Genomic DNA, 19,191 nt, shown 5'->3' on the forward strand with positions numbered 1-19,191 from the left:
CATTCTCGTTCTTCAAGATTTTCGTTCGGCTTCATTCAAGGGCTGGTTCAACCCCGGATGGCAAGGACGCTCCGCGCGATCACCTCACACGGCAAGGTCACACCACCGCCGCGCTCCGGTCCTTGCCATCCTTTGGTGATTAGGCCGCATCGTGCTCATACTTTCAGTGAGTAACTCGAAATCATTCCGAGAATCATGCTATCGCTCAAACGAATGCCGTGACTCTGCCCTGGATCAACTGCTACCTGACAGCCGCTGGCCGCCCTGATGACGTCGAGTAGCCGTGACCAAAGAACAGCTCCCACGGCAGTAACGAACACCACATCATCCGGCAGATTCTTCAACACGTAATCGCGAGAAGTGAAAATGGGTAACTCCTGAATCCTATCCGGGGTCGGGTATATCAGAAACATCGCCGTGCCGAGGTCTGTCTCCGAGCCTGCCTGCACTGGCACGACAAACGAACCGGCATAAAGCTGGGAATAGAGGTCAACCACTCGGCTTGGGTCGGCCGGCAGAGCCTTGAGAGTTTGGAGGAGGTCCGAATTCATAGTGCGGCCTAACAGCAACTTAGCTGCAAACTTTGCAGCCTATCTAGTTTCACGGTTCGACTGTATTTTCGACTTAATTGACTGCCCACCATAGCTTCTTGTTTTGCAATGAGCCTTGAACACGCGTCGAGAAAGACTGCAAATTGAATACCGAATTCGGGTCACTTTCCCAACTCCGGCTTCTCCATGAACGCGTAGCACAGCATGTGGCAGATGCCCATGTGCGCGTCTTCCACGCGGCCGTAGTGCGTGTCGTTGACGACAATGACCTGTTCCGCCAGTTCGGCCAGCCGACCGCGCTTGCCGCCGACCAGCGCGACGGTGTGCAACCCATTCTGCTTCGCCCACTCGAAGGCTTTCACCAGGTTCGGCGAATTGCCGCTGACACTCATCGTCATCACCAGATCGCCCGCCTTGCCGTAGTTCATCAACTGGCGGACGAAAACATCGTCGTAAGAGTAATCGTTGCCGAGCGCGGTCATCCAGCTCACGTTGTCATTGAGCGAGAGCACGCGAAACCGTTTGCCGAGCTTGTCGGACGAACCTTTGCCGAGGTCAGTGGCGAAGTGCGAAGCGTTGGCCGCGCTGCCGCCGTTGCCGAACACAAAAATCTGCCGGTCGTCCTTGAGCGCCTGCCGCAGCTTCTCGACGAGTTGCGCCACGCCATCCAGCGGGATGGAATCGTGCGCCGCCTTCTGCGACGTGATGTAATCTTTAATCCATTGTTTCATCTTGAGGCTATGATGCAACGCGGCAAGGGGTTTGTCAGTGGAATTTTCGGCCTGAACGGTGCAATCGTGAAGCATCCCCGATGTAACGGTGTGGCAGCCAGCCAAAGGGCGCGCGGACTTCAGTCCGCTTCGATGTGGTTCACTGTTTGATGTTCGATGACTGTTTTGCCAGATCAAGTTGAAGCGGAATAAACTCCGCGCGCCTTGGGGCCGGCGGCCTCGCCCCGTGGAATAGCAGTGTTCGCGTTGCCGGAAGCGGGCGCGGCGCTCATGCCACGGGGCGAACCGTGACTCCGGGAAAATTTCCCAACTACCTGCCCACGGCCTGGCGTCAACGGCAGCAACCACCATCCCGCGCCGTTGTGCAAAGGCTATTTGGAAACCGTCGCAGCGAATTCGTCAGCGGTCAGCGCGCGCAAGGTTTCCGTGCGGACGTTGCCGGCCTCGGCCAGCCGCGCGAGTTGCTGCAACGCTTGGCGTTCGTTGTCCGCGCTGAGGATCAACAGACCGTCGAACGCACCCACCGTCCAGTATTGCGCTTCCACTTTGACGCCCGCCTTCGCCGCGGCCTCGCGAAACGCCGCCGCGCGACTCGCGGACTTTTGGATGGCGCGCGCGCCTTGCTCGGTGAATCGAATGAGACTGACATACCTGATCATAATGATCCTTTCACTTTTGGTTTACGTCGGTGTTATTGCCTTTCCAGTCCGGCACTGGTATCAGGCCCGCAGTGAAGTTATCACCTTGCGGCGGGAAAGTCTTGTTCGGCCTTGGGCAGATGACCACTCGAAACCAAATGGCAAATGATTGACCATTGCGAGCGGCGGTTTGAAAATTGTCCGCGGAACCAAGCCTCAAATATGACATTGAGCAAGCCCCCCCTTGAAAAGCCACAGCCAACCCACCCCCTGACCCCTCCCAGGAGGGGAGAAGGTGGGTTCATGGGTTCAACGCGCGAAATTATTTCGAGGAATTCCCTCGCGGTCCGACTGGGGAAGAGTGAGGGTTAGCTTCACTCGCATCGTTCCGGTTTAGACTTCTACTGGCTGGTGGGCTAAGATAACAAAGAAACTATGGCTTCGACCATTGAACAATCCGACACAGCCGCGACGGCGACCTTGACCACCCGCGTCAAACAATACGTCGGCGAAGTGGTTTTCATCTACGCGTTCGATGTGGCGTATGAAATGTCCCGCCAGCCGGTGCGTGAATTATTGGGCCAGTCAGTCGCGCAATTCGTGGTCGGTGCCAGCAAACGCAGTCCGCGCCATCTCTTTTTCTACAAACCTCAAATGGTCCGCCTGCCGCCCTTGGAACGCATTGGCCCGCATGGCCGCGTGCGAGTCGAACGCGTGATAAAATTGCTGCCGGTTGGCGCGATCAGCATCACCGTCCGGGTTCCATTTGCCGTCGATCACATTGAAGAACTGGTGGCGTACCACGATCTGCAATTCAGCAACGGCTCGTTGCACGACGAAGTGCGCCGCTTGGCCGAGGAAGTGATCGAAGAATTGAAATGCTTTTACATTCGTCCGCACCCGCGGTTGATCGAGGAGGAAGCCTACACCGTGTTCTGTCTGGAATCACCGTTGACCGCGCGCGACGGCACCCCCCTGAGCGCGGAGAACTGGCTGCAAACGCACCGGCGCCAGGTCGCCTCGCTGCTGACCCAGGAGCCGGACATCGACCAGTTATCCAAACAGGAAACCGACGAGTCCACTGGCCGTTATCTCAGCTATTACAAGAACGACCTGGTGGTGATCGATTGGGATTCGGCCCTCATCATCGACGAGCCGCAAAATTTCGACGAGGCTCTTTACATCATGGAACTGGCGAATCTCCAGTTGGCGGAACTGGAAGCCTACGATCGCATCCTCGACGAGGCGCTGGAGCGTTCGTATCGCGACCTCGGCGAACGTCCTTTGCGCAAGCGCGGCAACATCCTGCGCGAGCTGCGCGAAATCCGTATTGACCTGGCGCGTTTCAACGATGAATTGTCCAACATCACCAAGTTTTTCGGCGACTGGCACCTGGCGCGCATCTACGAAAACATCTCAGCGCGTTTTCACCTGGCCGAATGGCATCGGACGATCGGTGGGAAACTCAAAACGCTCGACGATCTCTACCAGTTGCTCAAGCACGACCAGAACAATCTCTGGATGCTGATTCTGGAAACAACGATCGTGCTGCTGTTCATCATCGACCTGGTGATATTGTTCATGGGGCTAAAGACACCATGAGGTTGGAGTTCAAGCTTCAGCTTGTTTACCGACATGAACGCAATGACCCGACAAGCTAAAGCTTGAACTCCAACTGTGGCCAAACCCAAGCACATCGAACTCGGCGACGGCACGATCATTATCCCCATCCTGTACGAGGACCGTGCGATCATGGCCATCGACAAGCCGGCGGGGTGGTTGCTCGCACCAGATTCCTGGGACCGAACCGGGCGCAATCTGCAACTGGCAATTCAATCCTCGCTCAACGCCGGTGATTATTGGGCGCGTTCGCGCAACCTGAAATACCTGCGGTTCGTTCACCGGCTGGATGCCGACACTGGCGGCGTTCTGTTGCTGGCCAAAAGCCCGGGCGCGCTGCGGAGTTACAGCGAACTCTTCGAAAGCCGCCGCGTGGAAAAATATTACGTGGCCGGCGTGGATGGAATTCCCAAGCACTCAAGCTGGACGTGCCGTATGAAGTTGTCGCCCAAGCTAGGAACAATCGGCCAAATGAAGGTGGACGAGCGCCACGGCAAGGAGGCGGAAACTCATTTCCGCGTTTTGCAAACCACGCAGCAGACGGCGCTCGTCGAAGCCCGACCGTCCACTGGACGAACCCATCAAATCCGTGTCCACCTTGCCGCCTCCGGCCATCCGGTGCTGGGGGATCCGCTCTACCATCCGAAGGAGGCATCGAAGGCAAAAGCCGGGCGGGTTCAGTTGGCGTTGCGAGCGGTCAAAGTAAGCTTTCCCGACCCGTTTCAAAAACGGACGATTCACATCGAAGCTCCAACCGCCGAATTCTTGAAGCAGTTTTCTTTTGATTGCGGTTTGGCGACGCTCCGCCTAAGTTTCGCCCGTGAAACTGACGGTCAAATGTGATTACGCCACCCGCGCAGTTTTTGGACTGGCGCGGCATCATCACACCGGCGCTTCACTGCGAGTTGAAGCCCTGGCAGCCGAGCAGGGCATTCCCGCCAACTATCTGGTGCAGATTTTAATCGAGTTGAAATCGCAGCAGATCGTCAAGAGCGTGCGCGGAAAAGAGGGCGGCTATCTCCTGGCGCGCCCGCCGGCGGAAATCACTCTCGGCGACGTTCTCCGCTGCGTGGACGGACATATTTTTGACACGCCCGCCCTGAGCGATCTCAACTGTCCGCCCGAACTGCGCAAGGCGTGGCAGAAAATGAAAACGGCACTCGACGAAACCGCCGACGCCATCACCTTCCAGCAATTGCTCGAAGAAAGTACGGCGAAGGAGAAGATGTATTACATTTGAGCCCGTTCAGCCGAAAGCCCCCAGTTCCCAACGATTCGATTGCCGAGACGATGCTGACAACGCGCTAGGGATTGAGGGCCTTGACGATTTCGCGGGTGGTGAGCAAGGAGAATTTCTGCCGTGATTCACGCAAGGGTTTGTAAAATTCTGAAGTGGCGCCTACCCAGGCAACGGTTCCGCCATCGGTGTGCAACAAGAAGTGCGATGGATTGTGATTCTTTGTCTGTAGTTCGAGATCCACCACCAAGTCGCCCCAAATCTTCATGTAGATGTCCACCCGACAGAACTGAATGGTTCCGGAGACGCAGAGGTCGGCGGAGTCGCTGTCGGAGGGGCCGACCACTTTTGCCCCTAGGCTCTCCAAATCCATCTTCAAGGAATCCGCCAGCCAGGTTCCTGGATCATTCAATGCATATACATGACTTAGGACCATGCCGAAGCCATTGCGAACGTTGCCGATCTCACGCCAGTCCGCCTTTGACGTGCGCTTCTGCAACGCGTCGCCTTCCTGTTGCCAAGTTTTGCTGTCGGCGGCCGCGAACGGTATGTAGGTGTACTCAGCCGGCTGTTCGGGTTTGCTTGTTGGATCCGGCTTGGCCAGTGTCGCAACGGATTGGAAACCCTTAATGCAAATGGTCTTTCCTTTCAGCGGTAAGTCTGATCGCTGTGGAACCGACGACTGATATTCCTTGAGAAAAACGTGGCGACCATTTGTGGCGCAACCCGCGCCAAAAATGACCATCGTTGAAAGTGCCGCTAAAACGCAGACCCGCGGAAACGACTTGATGAACGTAAGCATAGTTACCCTTTCTCGTTGCGGTAGCCTCACCCGCTCGCAAGTCCAAACGTCACCCGCTCTTTCGCCTGATGGCGGAGAGCGGTTGCGCACGCAGGAGCTAACAGTTCGTGAGAATGTTCTGGGGAATGGGACGTGTCAATCGTGGATCGGAACGAGATTTCATCGGAGCAGTTCTTGAACTTTTTGCGCGTCCTTCGTCGGCGGCTGGCACGCGGTGCCGGTGCACAGGTAAACGACCGGGCCATCTTTCGCCGGCAATGTTCTCGCAAACGGTTCGACGGCACCGACGTTGCCGAGCACAACTTTGTTCGGTTGATAGACGGAATGGACGGCGCGGAGCAGGGCGCGCGTCTCCGGTTTTGACCGAGCACCGGCAATCACCGCCCGCTTTGGTTCTTCCATCGAGAAATCAAGCGCCGAGAGCATGTAGGGAACAGCCTGTGGAAAGTTTTGCAACCGATGTGAAAAGAACCGCAGCGTCTTCTCGGCAGCCTGCTTGAAATCTTTTCGGTCGGTGATCGCGCCCAGCTTTAACAACGCGAGCGTAGCGACGGAATTGCCGGATGGCTCCGCGCCGTCGTAGTCTTCCTTGACGCGCAGTATCAGGTCTTTCGCGCCGGCGGCGCTTTGCCAGAAGCCGCCGTTCTCGGCGTCGTAGAACTTCGCGGTCATGGCTTCCGCCAAAGCGATGGCGAAATCGAGATGCTTCGGGTCAAGCGTGGCTTCATACAAATCAATCACGCCGGCCAGCAGGAACGCGTAGGCTTCGAGCAGTTGGACTGAGTCGCGTTCCCCGTCCCGCCAACGGTGGTAAAGCGTTTTGGTCTTGGCATCCCAAAGCTTTGCCTGAATAAAGGCGAGGTTCTTCTCGGCGGCGGGGCGATATGATTCATCACCGAGCACGGCGTAAGCGCGCGCCATCGCGCCGAGCATCAGGCCGTTCCATGAAGCCAGCACTTTGTCGTCGAGATGCGGGCGAATCCGTTTGGCGCGGGTGTCGAACATTTTCTTCTTCGCCGACGTGAGCAATGGCTGATCGCCAGGTGCGAGTTTCGGATCGACGACGCTCAGCACGTTTTGATTGGGCAGCGGGTTGGGATCGCTGTGATCGACGAAGTTGCCTTTCTCGGTGACACCAAAGTAGCGGATGGCCACATTGAATTCTTCCGGAGTTAGCAACTTCGACAGTTCCTCGCGCGTCCAGCAGTAGAACTTGCCTTCCTTGCCTTCGCTGTCGGCATCTTCGGCAGAATAAAAGCCGCCCTCGCGATGCGTCATGTCACGCCGCACGTAAGCAATGATGTCGCGGGCGACATCGGCGTGATGCTTTTCCCCGCTGACGAGGTAGGCATCGAGATACAAGTTCACCAACTGCGCGTTGTCGTAGAGCATTTTTTCGAAATGCGGCACGAGCCATTGGGCATCTACGGCGTAACGCGCAAAGCCGCCACCGATCTGATCGTGAATGCCGCCTGCAGCCATCCGGTCGCAGGTGTGCAACACCATCTGCACTGCATCCCTGTCTTTGCTGTGGACGGCGTAGCGAAGTAGAAACCGCGGAATGCTCGGCTGAGGAAACTTGGGCGCGTCGCCGAAACCGCCGTGCTGCGAATCATACATTCGTTTGAATGACGACGCGGCATCGCGGAGCGCGGAGGACGTGAGAATCAAGTTGGTCGTGGCCTGGTTGGAGGTTGCGGCTTCGAGCTTCTCGTGCAACTGGGCGGCGGAATCGGTCACATCGCTGCGGCGCTCCTGCCAAACTTTCACGATTTGCTGGAGCACCGACAGAAAGCTTCCCCGGCCATAGCGATTCTCTGGTGGGAAATAGGTGCCGCCGAAAAACGGTTTCAGGTCGGGCGTGAGAAAACAATTCAACGGCCAGCCGCCGGAGCCGGTCGTGGATTGGACGAAGGTCATGTAAATCTTGTCCACGTCGGGCCGTTCTTCACGGTCCACCTTGATGCTGACGAAATGTTTGTTGAGATATTTGGCGACTTCTTCGCTCTCGAACGATTCGCGTTCCATGACGTGACACCAATGGCAGGTCGAGTAACCAATGCTGAGGAAGATCGGTTTGTTCTCTGCGCGCGCCTTGGTGAATGCGTCCTCGCCCCACGCATACCAATCAACAGGGTTGTGCGCGTGCTGGAGCAGGTAAGGGGATTTCTCGCGGGCGAGACGATTCGTGTGGGTGTGAACAGTGGCGTTGGTTGACACAGGCAAATTGGGTTGAGGGTGAACAGATTCTTTTTGGCAGGCGCTCAGGCCGAGCGCGACGACTGGCACGAGCGAAACGACTGCAACTTTATCCATCAGGAACACGGCCAGACCATAGCCCCACGCCGTGGTACGGGCAAAACAAACGTGAAACGCAATTCCACTTTTTCCATCGTCACTGGAGTCGGAGTTGATTAGCCTCCCGGTATGTTGTCGGAGAAACCGTGGAGCCCCTTGTCCGTGCTGCGTCTGCTGCTGCTGCTGTTTGTTTGCCTTTGCGTTGGCGGCCTGATGGGCGGTGTGATCAGACATTGGTTCGGGCTGGGCGTCGCGGATGAAACCTCATTGTTCAATCTGCTGGTCGGCGTGCTCAGTTTTCACGGGGCAGCCCTGGTGCTGGTCACATTATTTCTCCGGGAAGAGCACATCGGCTGGTCCGAGGCGTTTGGTTTCGCCACGCCGGAGCGCGGGCGTGCCCTGCTAATAGCGCTCATGATCGCCTGTATCGTGTTGCCCATCGGCTGGCTGTTGCAGTCGGCCTCCGCCGAAGCGCTAAACACATTCGCAGAAAAATTCCCCACGTTTCATATCAAAGCGGAGGAGCAACAGGTCGTTCACGCTTTGAAGACAACCACTTCGTGGGTTTATCGTGCGTGCCTCGGAGTGACGGCGATTGTGCTGGCGCCGCTGGCGGAAGAACTTCTATTTCGCGGCATCCTTTATCCCACCGTCAAACAAAGCGGTTATCCGCGTCTCGCCTTGTGGGGAACGTCACTGGCCTTCGCCGCCGTCCATCTCAACCTGGCGACCTTCGTGCCGTTGACCTTTCTGGCAATTGTTTTGACATTGTTGTACGAGAAAACCAACAACCTGCTGGCGCCGATCCTGGTCCACAGTCTTTTCAACGCCGCCAATTTTGGAATGCTTTATCTGCAACAACAACTCCTCGGTCAAATGACCTTTGGGTCGTGAACGAATTTGAATTAATCAACCGTTTGACTCCGCTGCTGCCCGTCAACGAATCGGTCGTGGTCGGCGCGGGCGATGACTGTGCGGTGCTGGAAGTCGGGCTGCCCAAACAGTGGATGCTCTTCAAGACCGACGCCGTCGTTGAAGGGATTCATTTTACGAAAGCGGCGTCGCCGGAAAAGATTGGCCACAAGGCGTTGGGGCGGTGTCTGAGCGACATTGCTGCCATGGCAGGCACGCCGACCGCCGCGCTCGTCACGCTGGCTTTGCCGCGCGATTTCGATCCGAGCTTTGTCGAATCGATTTACGCCGGCATGAATGCACTGGCTGGCCGATACGAGGTGGCCATCGTCGGTGGCGAAACCACGACCAATCCCGAGCGAATCCTCATTTCAGTTTCGCTCATCGGCACGGTAGCCAAAGGAAAATGTCCACTGCGGTCGGGCGCTTTGGCGGGCGACGCAATATTTGTAACAGGCGAACTTGGCGGTTCACTGACCGGCAGACATCTAGAGTTTGAACCAAGGCTGGCGGAGGCGCGCTGGCTGGCGGAAAATTATGCCATCCACTCAATGATCGACATCAGCGACGGTCTGGCTGGCGACCTTCGGCATCTGCTGCAAGCGAGTCGCGTCGGCGCGGAGTTGCTCTCTTCGGCGATTCCCGTCAGCCGCGCTGCGCGAGTCGCAGCCAAAGTGGAAGGTTCAACGAAACCGCCGTTGCTGGCGGCGTTGACCGATGGCGAGGATTTTGAATTGTTGTTCACAGTTGCGAGTAAGGACGCCGTTGCGCTGCTCGACACCTGGAAGCAAATGTTTTCTGAACTCCCGCTCAGTTGCATCGGCAAGGTGACCGCCGGGAGTGAAGTCACGATACGCGACAAGGATGGAGTTCGACCGATGACCGCGCATGGTTACACACATTTCGCATAGTCCCGCTGAGACGGAGGCGCTGGGCGAAAACTGGGGGCGCGCGGCTGTTGCCGGGCTGGTCATCGGTTTGACCGGCGATCTGGGCGCGGGCAAGACGCAATTGGTGAAGGGACTCGCTCGCGGGCTGGGAATTTCTGCTCGTGTGCATTCGCCCACGTTCACGCTGGTCAACGAATATACCGGCGGCCGGTTGAAATTGTTTCATCTGGATTTGTATCGCCTTGAGACGCGCGAACAGATCCTGAGTGCCGGCCTCGAAGAATATTTCTACAAACCGGCCGGGGTGACCGTCGTGGAATGGGCGGAGCGATGGTTTGAGGAAATTAAGAATTCAAAATTAAAAATGCAAAAGTGTCCGGAGCATTACCGGCGGGTTCACATCGAAACGCTCAACGAAACCGGGCGACGAATCAGCTATGAAGATTTTGGCGCTTGAATTTTCGTCGGCCCAACGGAGCGTCGCCGTGGTGGAAGGTGGAACTGACCACTTGCCGGTGGTGCTTGTTGAGATGGTCGAAGCCGGTGGTCGCGCCACGCGTGCGCTGGGTTTGATCGAAGAGGTATTGAAGTTATCACGCGTGGAGCGGGAGCAAATCGACTGTCTGGCCGTCGGCCTTGGCCCCGGCTCTTACAATGGCATCCGCGCGGCCATCGCTCTGGCGCAAGGCTGGCAATTGGCGACGGGCATGAGGATTCTCGGCGTCAGCAGCGCGGAATGTCTTGCGGCACAGGCGCAGGAGCAAGGCTGTTTCGGCAAGGTCAACATTGTCATTGACGCCCAGCGAAAAGAGTTCTATCTGGCAAGCTACGAAATCGGCGATGCAGTTCGGCGCGAAGTCGAACGTCTGCGGTTGGCATCGCCAGGCGAGGTTGAAGCCAAGATGAAAAGCGGGGAAATGGTGGTCGGGCCGGAAGTGAAGCGGTGGTTTCCCGCGAGTCGGGAAATATTTCCAGCCGCGGCTGTGTTGGGTCGATTGGCCGCTGGTCGCCGGGATTTTATTTCGGGTGAAAAGCTTGAACCGATTTATCTGCGGGAAAGCAATTTCGTCAAAGCCTTGCCGCCGCGTGTGATTCCAACCATACCGAAACCATGAAAGCGGCGGTACTCCACGGCAAAGAAGACGTGCGGATCGAAAAAGTGGAGGCGCGTCTATTGCGGACGGGCGAAGTGCGCGTGCAGATCGAAGCTGCGCTCACCTGTGGCACGGATCTGAAAGTTTTTAAGCGCGGCTATCACGCGAAGATGATCGTGCCGCCGGCGGTTTTTGGGCACGAGCTGTCCGGCGTGATCAGCGAAGTTCATCCGGCGGTGCCGGGATGGAAAGTCGGTGAGCGCGTCGTGGTGGCCAACTCCGCGCCGTGCGGCAATTGTTCTTACTGTCGCAACCACCAGGAGAACTTGTGCGACGACTTGCTGTTTCTCAATGGGGCCTATGCAAAATCCATCATCGTTCCGGCGCGGATTGTGGAGAAGAATATGTTGCGGCTCAAGCCGGGCACCAGCTTTCGTGACGCCGCCCTCGTCGAACCATTGGCTTGCGTGGTGCAAGGGGTTGAAGATGTTCAACTGCACCGTGATCAAAACGTACTGGTCATCGGCACCGGCCCAATCGGTCTGATGTTTGTCGCGCTGGCAAGGCATCTCGGCTGCCACGTCGTCGCGGCGGGGCGTGGCAATACCCGGATGAAGGCGGCGCGCAACTTGGGCGCGGAAAGAATTGTCGAGGTGACGGGCAAGAGCGACTTGGTGCGCACGATCCAGACGGAGGCGCGTGTAGAGTTCGACGTGGTGATCGAGGCGGTCGGCAAGCCGGAGGCGTGGGAGGCGGCGATCCGGCTGGTGCGCAAAGGGGGCGCGGTGAATTTGTTTGGCGGTTGCCAGTCAGGGACGAGCGTGGCGCTGGACACAGCGCGAATGCATTACGCGAGCCTGACGTTGAAGGCCAGTTTTCATCACACGCCGAGGACGATTCGGCGCGCGTTGGAGTTCATTGAAAACGGCGTGATTCGCGCAGCGGATTTTGTCAGTGGCGAATGGCCCTTGAGCCGGTTGCCGGAATTATTTGAGTCGATGGCCGCGGGCAATCGGGCGGTGAAGACCTTGATTCGCGTGCACGAATGAGCCGGCCGCCACCAGCAGGTCAGGGGTGGCGGTTCGCTGGGCCTTTACCAGATCATTCAGCAGCCCACATCAACCGCCATTAAACTTAACGATCGGCCATCGCTTTGGTGCCGTAGCTGAGGCATCATTTACAATCGGACACCCCCTCAATCGACTGGATTCCTGGGAGGATAATGGAAATGGTGGCCGGGATGGCGGCACGGTTTTCGGAGCGGGTTTTATTGCTCAAATTGCTGGAAGCAGTGGAGGGAGCTAAATAGTTAAAAAAAACGCTTGTGAAATTTTTCACGATGCGGCAATTTCTCGCGCGCTTCCGGAAAGCGCCGGTGTCAAACCAAGCGAATGGACATCTCCCGGCGCAGTTGTTAAACGAATGGAACTGGCAAAAAAAATATCCTTATGCCTGCTGCTCGCGGTCTGGCCGTTGACCGGGCTGTTGGCCCAAGCCACGCCGGCGCCGCCGCCGGCAAGCGAGGCGGTACTGCAGGAAGCCCCCCCGGAAAGCGTTGGCCAGAGCGTACCCGAAACCAAGGAAGAAGGATTGCCGTCGAGTGCGACGGAAATTTTTCATATTGGGAAATTTCCAGTCACCAACTCGATGTTGGTGACGTGGATCGTGGCCGTCGGCATCATCATTTTTGCACAGCTTGCGACCCGGAACATGAAATCCGTGCCTGACGGGGCGCAGAATTTTTGGGAATGGATCGTCGAGAGCCTTTACGAGTTTCTCGAGGGGATCGTGGGTCCGGAACTGGTGAAGAAAACGTTTTGGTTTTTTGCGACCATTTTCATTTTCATCCTTTTCACGAACTGGTTTGGGCTGATTCCCGGAGTCGGCACGATTGGCTGGGGAGTGGAGCGCGCGCACGGGTTTGAGCTGACACGTCCGTGGTTGCGCGGAGGTAATGCCGACTTGAACATGACCTTTGCGATGGCGGCGATTTTCATGGTACTCTGGCTGATCTGGGCGTTGCGATCCAACGGCATTTGGGGTTTCACGCTGCACCTCTTCGGGCCGAAAGGCGACAACACGGGTTTCATCAAGTATTTGATGATCGTGGTTTTCTTTGCAGTTGGCTTTCTGGAGGTACTCTCCATTGGCTTCCGGCCCATTTCGCTGAGCTTCCGGCTTTATGGAAATATTTTCGCCGGGGAAAATCTGCTTGAAGCGTTGTCGAACACGATTCAACACCCGGCCTGGGCCAAAGCGGTCTTCAGCGCGTTGTTGCCGGTGCCGTTTTATTTTCTGGAAATCCTGGTCGGGCTGGTGCAGGCGTTCGTGTTCATGCTGTTGACGACAGTTTTCACCGCGTTGATCTGCACGCACGAAGAGGCGCACGCGAAAGAGCATCATTAAGATTTCGGCGGTTCGACCGTGTTCAATCGCGGGAGCCGCTGAGCAACAACGAAAGAAAGGAAAACATCATGTTAACGCCAATGTTGGCAGAAATGAGCGGCAGCATCCACGTGGGTCTGGCCGGACTCGGCTCGGCAATCGGTGTGGGGCTAGTCGGCATGAAGGCTTCTGAAGCGGTGGGGCGCAACCCCGGCGCGTTCGGCAAAGTCATCACGCTGGCGGTGTTGGGCATGGCTCTGTCCGAGGCCATCGTGTTCTACGCGCTGTTCCTCGTGAAGGCAACACCGTAGGTCATATTGGGCGCGGAGTCCGACCGGCTCCGCGCCGTCCCTAAATAAAGAAAGTCCATGAATCAATTTACATTTCTCGCGAGCATCGGCAGCGACCTGTCGGAAACCGCCAAGAGCACGGCGGAGAAATTCGGCTTGGACAAGCCGCATTTTATCGCGCAGGTCATCAGCTTTGGTATCGTCGCGTTCCTGTTGTATCGCTTCGCCTACAAACCGATCCTGACGATGCTGGAGGAACGGCGGCAACGCATCGCAGAAGGTCTGGCGAACGCGGACAAAATCAAAGCCGAACTGGCGCGCACGGAAGCTTTGCAGCGCGCGGCATTGGAAAAGGCGAATGTGGAGGCCGGCAAACTCATTGAAGAAGCCCGCACCGCCGCGGCGCGCGTGCAGGAGCAGGAGACCCAAAAGGCCATCGCCGCCGCCGAACAGATCATCGCCAAAGCTCGTGAAGCCGCGGTGCAGGACCATGCCCGGATGTTGACGGAACTCCGCCGCGAAGTGGGGCGATTGGTCGTTGCGACCACCGGCAAGGTGACCGGCAAGATCCTGACGACGGAGGATCAGCAACGGCTGGCCGAAGAAGCGAATCGTCAACTGGCGGCCTGATGAAAATTTCCAAACAAGCGCGGCGCGATGCCAAACAACTGTTCCGCAGTTGCCAGGTAAACGGTTCGCTGGATGAGAACCGCGTCCGCCAGGTTGTGCAACTGGTCATTGCGCGAAAGCCGCGAAAGTTTGTCGCGATCCTGTCGCATTTCCAGCGTTTGGTGAAACTGGAAGTGGCGCGGCGCACGGCCAAAGTGGAAAGCGCGACGTCACTTTCTGAAGAATCGCAGTCCAGTGTACGGGCGAATTTGACCGGGGTTTATGGCGACGGATTGACCATTTCGTTCGCGCAAAATCCGGCGTTGATCGGCGGTTTGAGGATTCACGTCGGCAGCGATGTTTACGATGGCAGCGTCCAGGCGCGATTGGCCGCGTTGCAGGAAAGCTTTTAAGATCAAATGATGGGTTGCGGGGCTAACATCTCTCAACCTTCAACTATCAACTGAATACATGAGCAACTTATTGCAAGAAATCGAAGCCCAAATCTCGGGCGTGAAAACGAGTGTGGCGAAGCAGAACGTCGGCACCGTCCGCGAAATCGGCGACGGCGTGGCCAAGATCGAGGGTCTCACCGACGTGATGCTTAATGAGATGATCGACTTCGGCAACGGCGTCACCGGGCTGGCGTTGAATCTCGAAGAAACCGAGGTCGGCGCCATCATTCTCGGCGATTACACCGGTATCAAGGAAGGCCAGGAAGTCCGCACCACCGGCAAATTGCTTCAGGTGCCCGTCGGCAAAGGGCTGCTGGGGCGCGTTGTCAATTCGCTCGGGCAGCCGGTCGATGGCAAAGGGCCGGTCAAAAGCGAGATTTCCTATCCGGTCGAAAAAATTGCGCCCGGCATCATCAAACGCAAATCCGTCAGCCAACCGGTGCAGACCGGCATCATGGCCATTGACGCGATGATCCCGATTGGCCGCGGCCAGCGCGAACTCATCATCGGCGACCGTTCGACCGGCAAGACGACGATTGGTGTCGATACGATGATCAATCAAGCGATCATCAACCGCGCCGCGGAAGCAGCGGGCGACAAGGAGTATCGGCCGCTTTACAATATTTATGTCGCGATTGGACAGAAGCAGTCGAACGTGGCGCGCGTCATCAGCGTGCTCGAGGAAGCCGGCGCGATGCCGTACACAATCATCGTCGTGGCGTCGGCTTCGGACTCGGCGACGAACCAGTACCTCGCGCCGTTCGCGGGTTGCGCGATGGGGGAATGGTTCATGGATAACGGCATGGACGCGCTCATCATTTACGATGACTTGTCCAAGCACGCGACGGCTTACCGTCAAGTGTCGCTGGTGTTGAAACGTCCGTCCGGTCGCGAGGCGTATCCGGGCGACGTGTTTTATCTGCACAGTCGTTTGCTCGAACGGTCGGCGCGAGTCGCTGAGAAATATGGCAACGGTTCGCTTACCGGACTGCCGATCATTGAAACTCAATTGGGCGACGTTTCGGCCTACATTCCGACGAACGTCATTTCGATCACCGACGGCCAGATTTATCTGGAAACAGATTTGTTCTATCAGGGTGTGCGACCAGCCATTTCGGTCGGCTTGTCCGTGTCGCGTGTCGGGTCGGCGGCGCAAATCAAGGCGATGAAGCAGGTTGCCGGTCGCGTGAAACTGGAACTGGCGCAGTTCCGCGAGCTGGCGGCCTTCGCGCAGTTTGGCTCGGACCTGGACGCGGCGACGCAGGCGAAAATTGAACGCGGCAAGCGCGTGGTTGAGGTTTTCAAGCAACCGCAATACAAGCCGCAACCTGTCGAGGCGCAGGCGGCTGTGCTTTGGGCGGTGCAGAATGGTCATTTCGACGACGTGGCGGTGGACAAGATCAAAGATTGTCAGAACAAACTGACCGATTATCTGACCAGCCGCAAAGCGGAGTTGATGGCGAGGATTGCGAAGGAAAAGGCGCTGAGCGACGCGTTGATCGCAGATTTGAAGGCCGCGGTCACGGAGTTCAAACAAACGTACAAGTAGGCATGGCAACCACCCGCGATTTAAGACGCCGCATCAAGTCGATCAAGAACACGTCGCAGATCACCAAGGCGATGCAGATGGTGGCGGCGTCCAAGATGCGCAAGGCCCAGCAGGCCGCGCTGTCGGGACGGCCGTACGCCACATTGATGAACGAGGTGCTGGGTGAAGTGACGGCCAATGCGGGGGATTTCTCACATCCACTGATGGAGAAGCGCGAGGTAAAGCGGCGCAGCGTCATCATCATCAGCACGGACAAAGGATTGTGCGGCGCGCTCAACAGCAACCTGCTGCGCGAGGCGGCGAAATTCGACAAGGACACGACGATCTATATCACCGCTGGACGCAAAGCGTCTCAGTTCGTCGCGCGCACCAGACGTCAACTCGCTGCCGAGTTCACTTACAAGGACGCGCCGTTGTTCGGCGAGGCGCGGGCGATTTCAACCTTTGCCCGCGAGCTGTTCACCAAAGGCGAGGTGGATCAAGTCGATGTGCTTTACACCAATTTCATCTCCACGTTGAACCAAAAGCCGGAACAGCATCAATTGTTGCCGGTCGGCGAGATCAACGGCGTGTCGATGGATATTCACGGTCACGCGACCTCGGAGAAGTTGACGCAGAGTGGGACGGAGTTTCTCTTCGAGCCAAGCGTGGGCGACGTGCTGGGCGCGATGCTGCCGCATTACTTGAATTTCCAGATCTATCAATTTCTGCTCGAGGCCAAGGCGAGCGAACACAGTGCGCGCATGGTCGCCATGAAGAATGCGACCGACAACGCCAAGCAACTCATCAAAGACCTGACGCTCGAATACAACAAACTGCGCCAGGCGAACATCACGAAGGAACTTTTGGAAATCACCAGCGCCGCGATGTCGCTGGGCTAATACGAATCAGAGAAAGAACACATGAATAAAGGTAAAATCGTTCAAATCATCGGTCCCGTCGTGGACGTTGAGTTCGCTGGCGAGCTTCCCGCCATCTACAACGCGTTGACCGTGGAGTTCAGCGTGCAGGGGCAGCCCGTCAAGCTGACGCTCGAGGTGCAGCAGCATCTTGGCGACAACTGGGTGCGCGCCGTCGCCATGTCCAGCACCGAAGGGCTGAAGCGCGGTTACGATGTCGTGGACACCGGCAAGGCGATTTCCATGCCCGTGGGCGACGCCGTGATGGGCCGCGTGTTCAACGTCATCGGCGAACCGGTGGACGAGCGCGGGCCGGTCCAGGCCGACAAGTACTATCCCATCCATCGTCCGGCGCCGCCGTTGGTTGATCAAACAACTTCACCCCAGGTCCTCACCACTGGCATCAAAGTCATCGACCTCATCTGCCCGTTCTTGAAAGGCGGCAAGGTCGGCGCGTTTGGGGGCGCAGGCGTCGGCAAAACAGTCGTCATCATGGAACTCATCAACAACATCGCCAAGCAGCACGGAGGTTATTCCGTGTTCGCCGGCGTCGGAGAACGCACGCGCGAAGGGAACGACCTCTACCACGAAATGTCCGAAGCGGGCGTCATCAACCAAAAGGATTTGAGCAAATCGAAGGTGGCCCTCGTGTATGGGCAGATGAACGAGCCACCCGGAGCGCGGCTTCGCGTGGCGCTGTCCGGCCTTGCCATCACCGAATATTTCCGCGACGAGAAGAATCAGGACGTGCTGCTGTTCATCGACAACATTTTCCGTTTCTCGCAAGCCGGCTCGGAAGTTTCCGCGTTGCTGGGCCGCACCCCGAGCGCGGTGGGTTATCAACCAACCCTCGCCGCGGAAATGGGCGATTTACAGGAACGCATCACTTCGACCAAGAAGGGTTCAATCACATCATTCCAGGCTGTTTACGTGCCCGCGGACGATTTGACGGACCCGGCGCCGGCGACGACGTTCGCGCATCTGGACGCGACGATTGTGTTGGAACGATCCATCGCCGAGCTGGGCATTTATCCGGCGGTTGATCCGCTCGCGTCGAACTCGCGCGCCTTGACACCGGAAATTGTCGGGCAGGAACATTATGACGTGGCGCGTGGCGTGCAAAAGGTTTTGCAACGTTACAAGGACCTGCAGGACATCATCGCGATTCTCGGCATGGACGAACTTTCGCCGGACGACAAACTTACTGTATTCCGCGCGCGCAAGATTCAACGCTTCCTGAGTCAGCCGTTCTCGGTGGCTGAAGTCTTCACAGGTCACGCCGGAAAGCAGGTGGCCATCACCGACACCGTCAAAGGCTTCAAGGAAATCCTTGAGGGCAAACACGATGATGTTGGTGAAGGCAATTTTTACATGAAAGGCAAGATCGAAGAGATCAAAGAAGGTTGAGAGATTATAGTTGAGAGTTGAGAGCAGCCCGCCAATTCTCGACACTCAACTCTCAACGTTCAACACTCAACTCACATGGCCACGCTGAAATTAGAAATCGTCACGCCGGAAGCGAAGACCTACTCGGAGGACGTTGACATGGTCACGCTGCCGGGAGTGGAGGGCGAGATGGGGATCTATCCCATGCACGTTCCGCTGATGACCCAAATCGTGGCCGGCGAAGTTGCCGTGCGCAAAGACGGCCAGGATTATTTTCTCGCCGTGGGAGAAGGGTTTGTGGAAATCACGGGCGACAAGGTCGCCATCATGACGGACATGGCGATCAAGGCCGCCGACATCGACGAAGCCAAAGCCGAGGAGGCCCGACGCCGCGCTGAAGCCCGCCTGGCCGAGAAACTCGACGATGAAGAGGCCGCGCTGGTGAGCGCCGCGCTGATGCATTCGCTGGCCCAACTGAAAGTGAAACGGCGACAACAACGCTAAGCGCAAAGCAGATATTGGATTGGGAAAGGCCGCTGAATACAGCGGCCTTTTTGCTGCCCGGTCGTGCAGAGCAGTCCAGGCGGATGCCAGAATAAATTTCCGGACAGAAATGCACAGGCCCCTCACCCGACCTTCGGCCACCCTCTCCCCATCGGATGAGGAGAGGGGCGGGGTGAGGGGCCATTCAGAATTCAATCTTGTCAAACGGTAAGGTTTCGCGACAAACAAGAATTTTCTAGCAATGTTTTGCCTTCTTTCTGTCGTGACCTTATAAACGCGCGGACAAATATGAGTTCGTTGCGACACAGAGCCAATCCTTCCACCACCAAAACTGGCCTGCC

The 19,191-nt window shown here is 57.2% G+C and carries 21 protein-coding genes; 16 read left to right on the top strand and 5 right to left on the bottom strand.

Annotated elements, in window-relative coordinates; genetic code table 11:
- Nucleotides 1-155: 155 nt before the first annotated feature.
- The 3 genes from HY298_25775 to HY298_25785 all read right to left on the bottom strand — a co-directional run bounded on the left by HY298_25775 (nt 156) and on the right by HY298_25785 (nt 1,941).
- On the bottom strand, nt 156-551 hold the full coding sequence (locus HY298_25775; protein MBI3853668.1) for an SseB family protein: 396 nt from the start codon (nt 549-551) through the stop codon (nt 156-158).
- Nucleotides 552-712: 161 nt separating this feature from the next.
- A complete protein-coding gene (locus tag HY298_25780; GenBank protein ID MBI3853669.1) occupies nt 713-1,282 on the bottom strand; it encodes an SIS domain-containing protein in 570 nt (189 codons plus the stop codon).
- Nucleotides 1,283-1,653: 371 nt separating this feature from the next.
- Nucleotides 1,654-1,941: a GYD domain-containing protein gene (locus HY298_25785; GenBank protein ID MBI3853670.1), complete on the bottom strand. Its 288-nt coding sequence runs from the start codon at nt 1,939-1,941 to the stop codon at nt 1,654-1,656.
- Nucleotides 1,942-2,355: 414 nt separating this feature from the next.
- Between HY298_25785 and HY298_25790 the strand changes: the two genes are divergently transcribed.
- The 3 genes from HY298_25790 to HY298_25800 all read left to right on the top strand — a co-directional run bounded on the left by HY298_25790 (nt 2,356) and on the right by HY298_25800 (nt 4,780).
- The gene (locus HY298_25790; protein MBI3853671.1) at nt 2,356-3,522 is read left to right on the top strand and encodes a hypothetical protein; all 1,167 of its coding nucleotides are present in this window, start codon (nt 2,356-2,358) and stop codon (nt 3,520-3,522) included.
- A gap of 75 nt (nt 3,523-3,597) precedes the next feature.
- On the top strand, nt 3,598-4,383 hold the full coding sequence (locus HY298_25795) for an RluA family pseudouridine synthase (GenBank protein MBI3853672.1): 786 nt from the start codon (nt 3,598-3,600) through the stop codon (nt 4,381-4,383).
- A complete protein-coding gene (locus HY298_25800) occupies nt 4,361-4,780 on the top strand; it encodes an Rrf2 family transcriptional regulator (GenBank protein MBI3853673.1) in 420 nt (139 codons plus the stop codon). Before HY298_25795 ends, HY298_25800 begins: the two co-directional genes overlap by 23 nt.
- A gap of 64 nt (nt 4,781-4,844) precedes the next feature.
- Here the strand turns inward: HY298_25800 and HY298_25805 are convergent, their stop codons facing one another.
- Together HY298_25805 and HY298_25810 are read right to left on the bottom strand one after the other, a co-directional pair.
- On the bottom strand, nt 4,845-5,579 hold the full coding sequence (locus HY298_25805; protein MBI3853674.1) for a hypothetical protein: 735 nt from the start codon (nt 5,577-5,579) through the stop codon (nt 4,845-4,847).
- A gap of 159 nt (nt 5,580-5,738) precedes the next feature.
- On the bottom strand, nt 5,739-7,895 hold the full coding sequence (locus tag HY298_25810; protein MBI3853675.1) for a thioredoxin domain-containing protein: 2,157 nt from the start codon (nt 7,893-7,895) through the stop codon (nt 5,739-5,741).
- A 111-nt stretch (nt 7,896-8,006) separates the two neighbouring features.
- Here HY298_25810 and HY298_25815 point away from each other — a divergent pair, with 111 nt between their 5' ends.
- From HY298_25815 to HY298_25875, 13 genes are all read left to right on the top strand, one after another.
- Nucleotides 8,007-8,771, top strand: a complete 765-nt coding sequence (locus HY298_25815; protein MBI3853676.1) for a CPBP family intramembrane metalloprotease — start codon at nt 8,007-8,009, stop codon at nt 8,769-8,771.
- Complete coding sequence (locus HY298_25820) at nt 8,768-9,700, top strand: thiamine-monophosphate kinase (protein MBI3853677.1); 933 nt, start codon at nt 8,768-8,770, stop codon at nt 9,698-9,700. The genes HY298_25815 and HY298_25820 overlap by 4 nt, the downstream gene beginning before the upstream one ends.
- On the top strand, nt 9,678-10,136 hold the full coding sequence (gene tsaE / locus HY298_25825; protein ID MBI3853678.1) for a tRNA (adenosine(37)-N6)-threonylcarbamoyltransferase complex ATPase subunit type 1 TsaE: 459 nt from the start codon (nt 9,678-9,680) through the stop codon (nt 10,134-10,136). The genes HY298_25820 and tsaE overlap by 23 nt, the downstream gene beginning before the upstream one ends.
- Entirely contained in the window at nt 10,117-10,794 is a 678-nt protein-coding gene (tsaB, locus tag HY298_25830; GenBank protein ID MBI3853679.1) for a tRNA (adenosine(37)-N6)-threonylcarbamoyltransferase complex dimerization subunit type 1 TsaB, read from the top strand. The genes tsaE and tsaB overlap by 20 nt, the downstream gene beginning before the upstream one ends.
- Nucleotides 10,791-11,822, top strand: coding sequence for an alcohol dehydrogenase catalytic domain-containing protein (locus tag HY298_25835; GenBank protein ID MBI3853680.1), 1,032 nt, complete (start codon nt 10,791-10,793; stop codon nt 11,820-11,822). The genes tsaB and HY298_25835 overlap by 4 nt, the downstream gene beginning before the upstream one ends.
- Before the next feature lie 373 nt (nt 11,823-12,195).
- Complete coding sequence (gene atpB, locus HY298_25840) at nt 12,196-13,179, top strand: F0F1 ATP synthase subunit A (protein ID MBI3853681.1); 984 nt, start codon at nt 12,196-12,198, stop codon at nt 13,177-13,179.
- A gap of 68 nt (nt 13,180-13,247) precedes the next feature.
- Nucleotides 13,248-13,469, top strand: coding sequence for an ATP synthase F0 subunit C (locus HY298_25845; protein ID MBI3853682.1), 222 nt, complete (start codon nt 13,248-13,250; stop codon nt 13,467-13,469).
- Between the two features lie 57 nt (nt 13,470-13,526).
- Entirely contained in the window at nt 13,527-14,078 is a 552-nt protein-coding gene (atpF, locus tag HY298_25850; GenBank protein ID MBI3853683.1) for a F0F1 ATP synthase subunit B, read from the top strand.
- Nucleotides 14,078-14,470, top strand: coding sequence for a F0F1 ATP synthase subunit delta (locus HY298_25855; GenBank protein MBI3853684.1), 393 nt, complete (start codon nt 14,078-14,080; stop codon nt 14,468-14,470). Before atpF ends, HY298_25855 begins: the two co-directional genes overlap by 1 nt.
- Before the next feature lie 58 nt (nt 14,471-14,528).
- Nucleotides 14,529-16,061, top strand: a complete 1,533-nt coding sequence (locus HY298_25860; GenBank protein MBI3853685.1) for a F0F1 ATP synthase subunit alpha — start codon at nt 14,529-14,531, stop codon at nt 16,059-16,061.
- 2 nt (nt 16,062-16,063) lie between these two features.
- On the top strand, nt 16,064-16,942 hold the full coding sequence (atpG, locus tag HY298_25865) for an ATP synthase F1 subunit gamma (GenBank protein MBI3853686.1): 879 nt from the start codon (nt 16,064-16,066) through the stop codon (nt 16,940-16,942).
- A gap of 21 nt (nt 16,943-16,963) precedes the next feature.
- Nucleotides 16,964-18,367, top strand: coding sequence for a F0F1 ATP synthase subunit beta (gene atpD, locus HY298_25870; protein ID MBI3853687.1), 1,404 nt, complete (start codon nt 16,964-16,966; stop codon nt 18,365-18,367).
- Between the two features lie 75 nt (nt 18,368-18,442).
- Nucleotides 18,443-18,850 carry a F0F1 ATP synthase subunit epsilon gene (locus HY298_25875; GenBank protein MBI3853688.1) on the top strand — a complete coding sequence of 136 codons (408 nt, stop codon included), beginning with the start codon at nt 18,443-18,445 and terminating at the stop codon, nt 18,848-18,850.
- The last annotated feature ends 341 nt before the right edge of the window (nt 18,851-19,191 follow it).

The organism is Verrucomicrobiota bacterium, assembly GCA_016200005.1.
Lineage (GTDB): Bacteria > Verrucomicrobiota > Verrucomicrobiia > Limisphaerales > PALSA-1396 > PALSA-1396.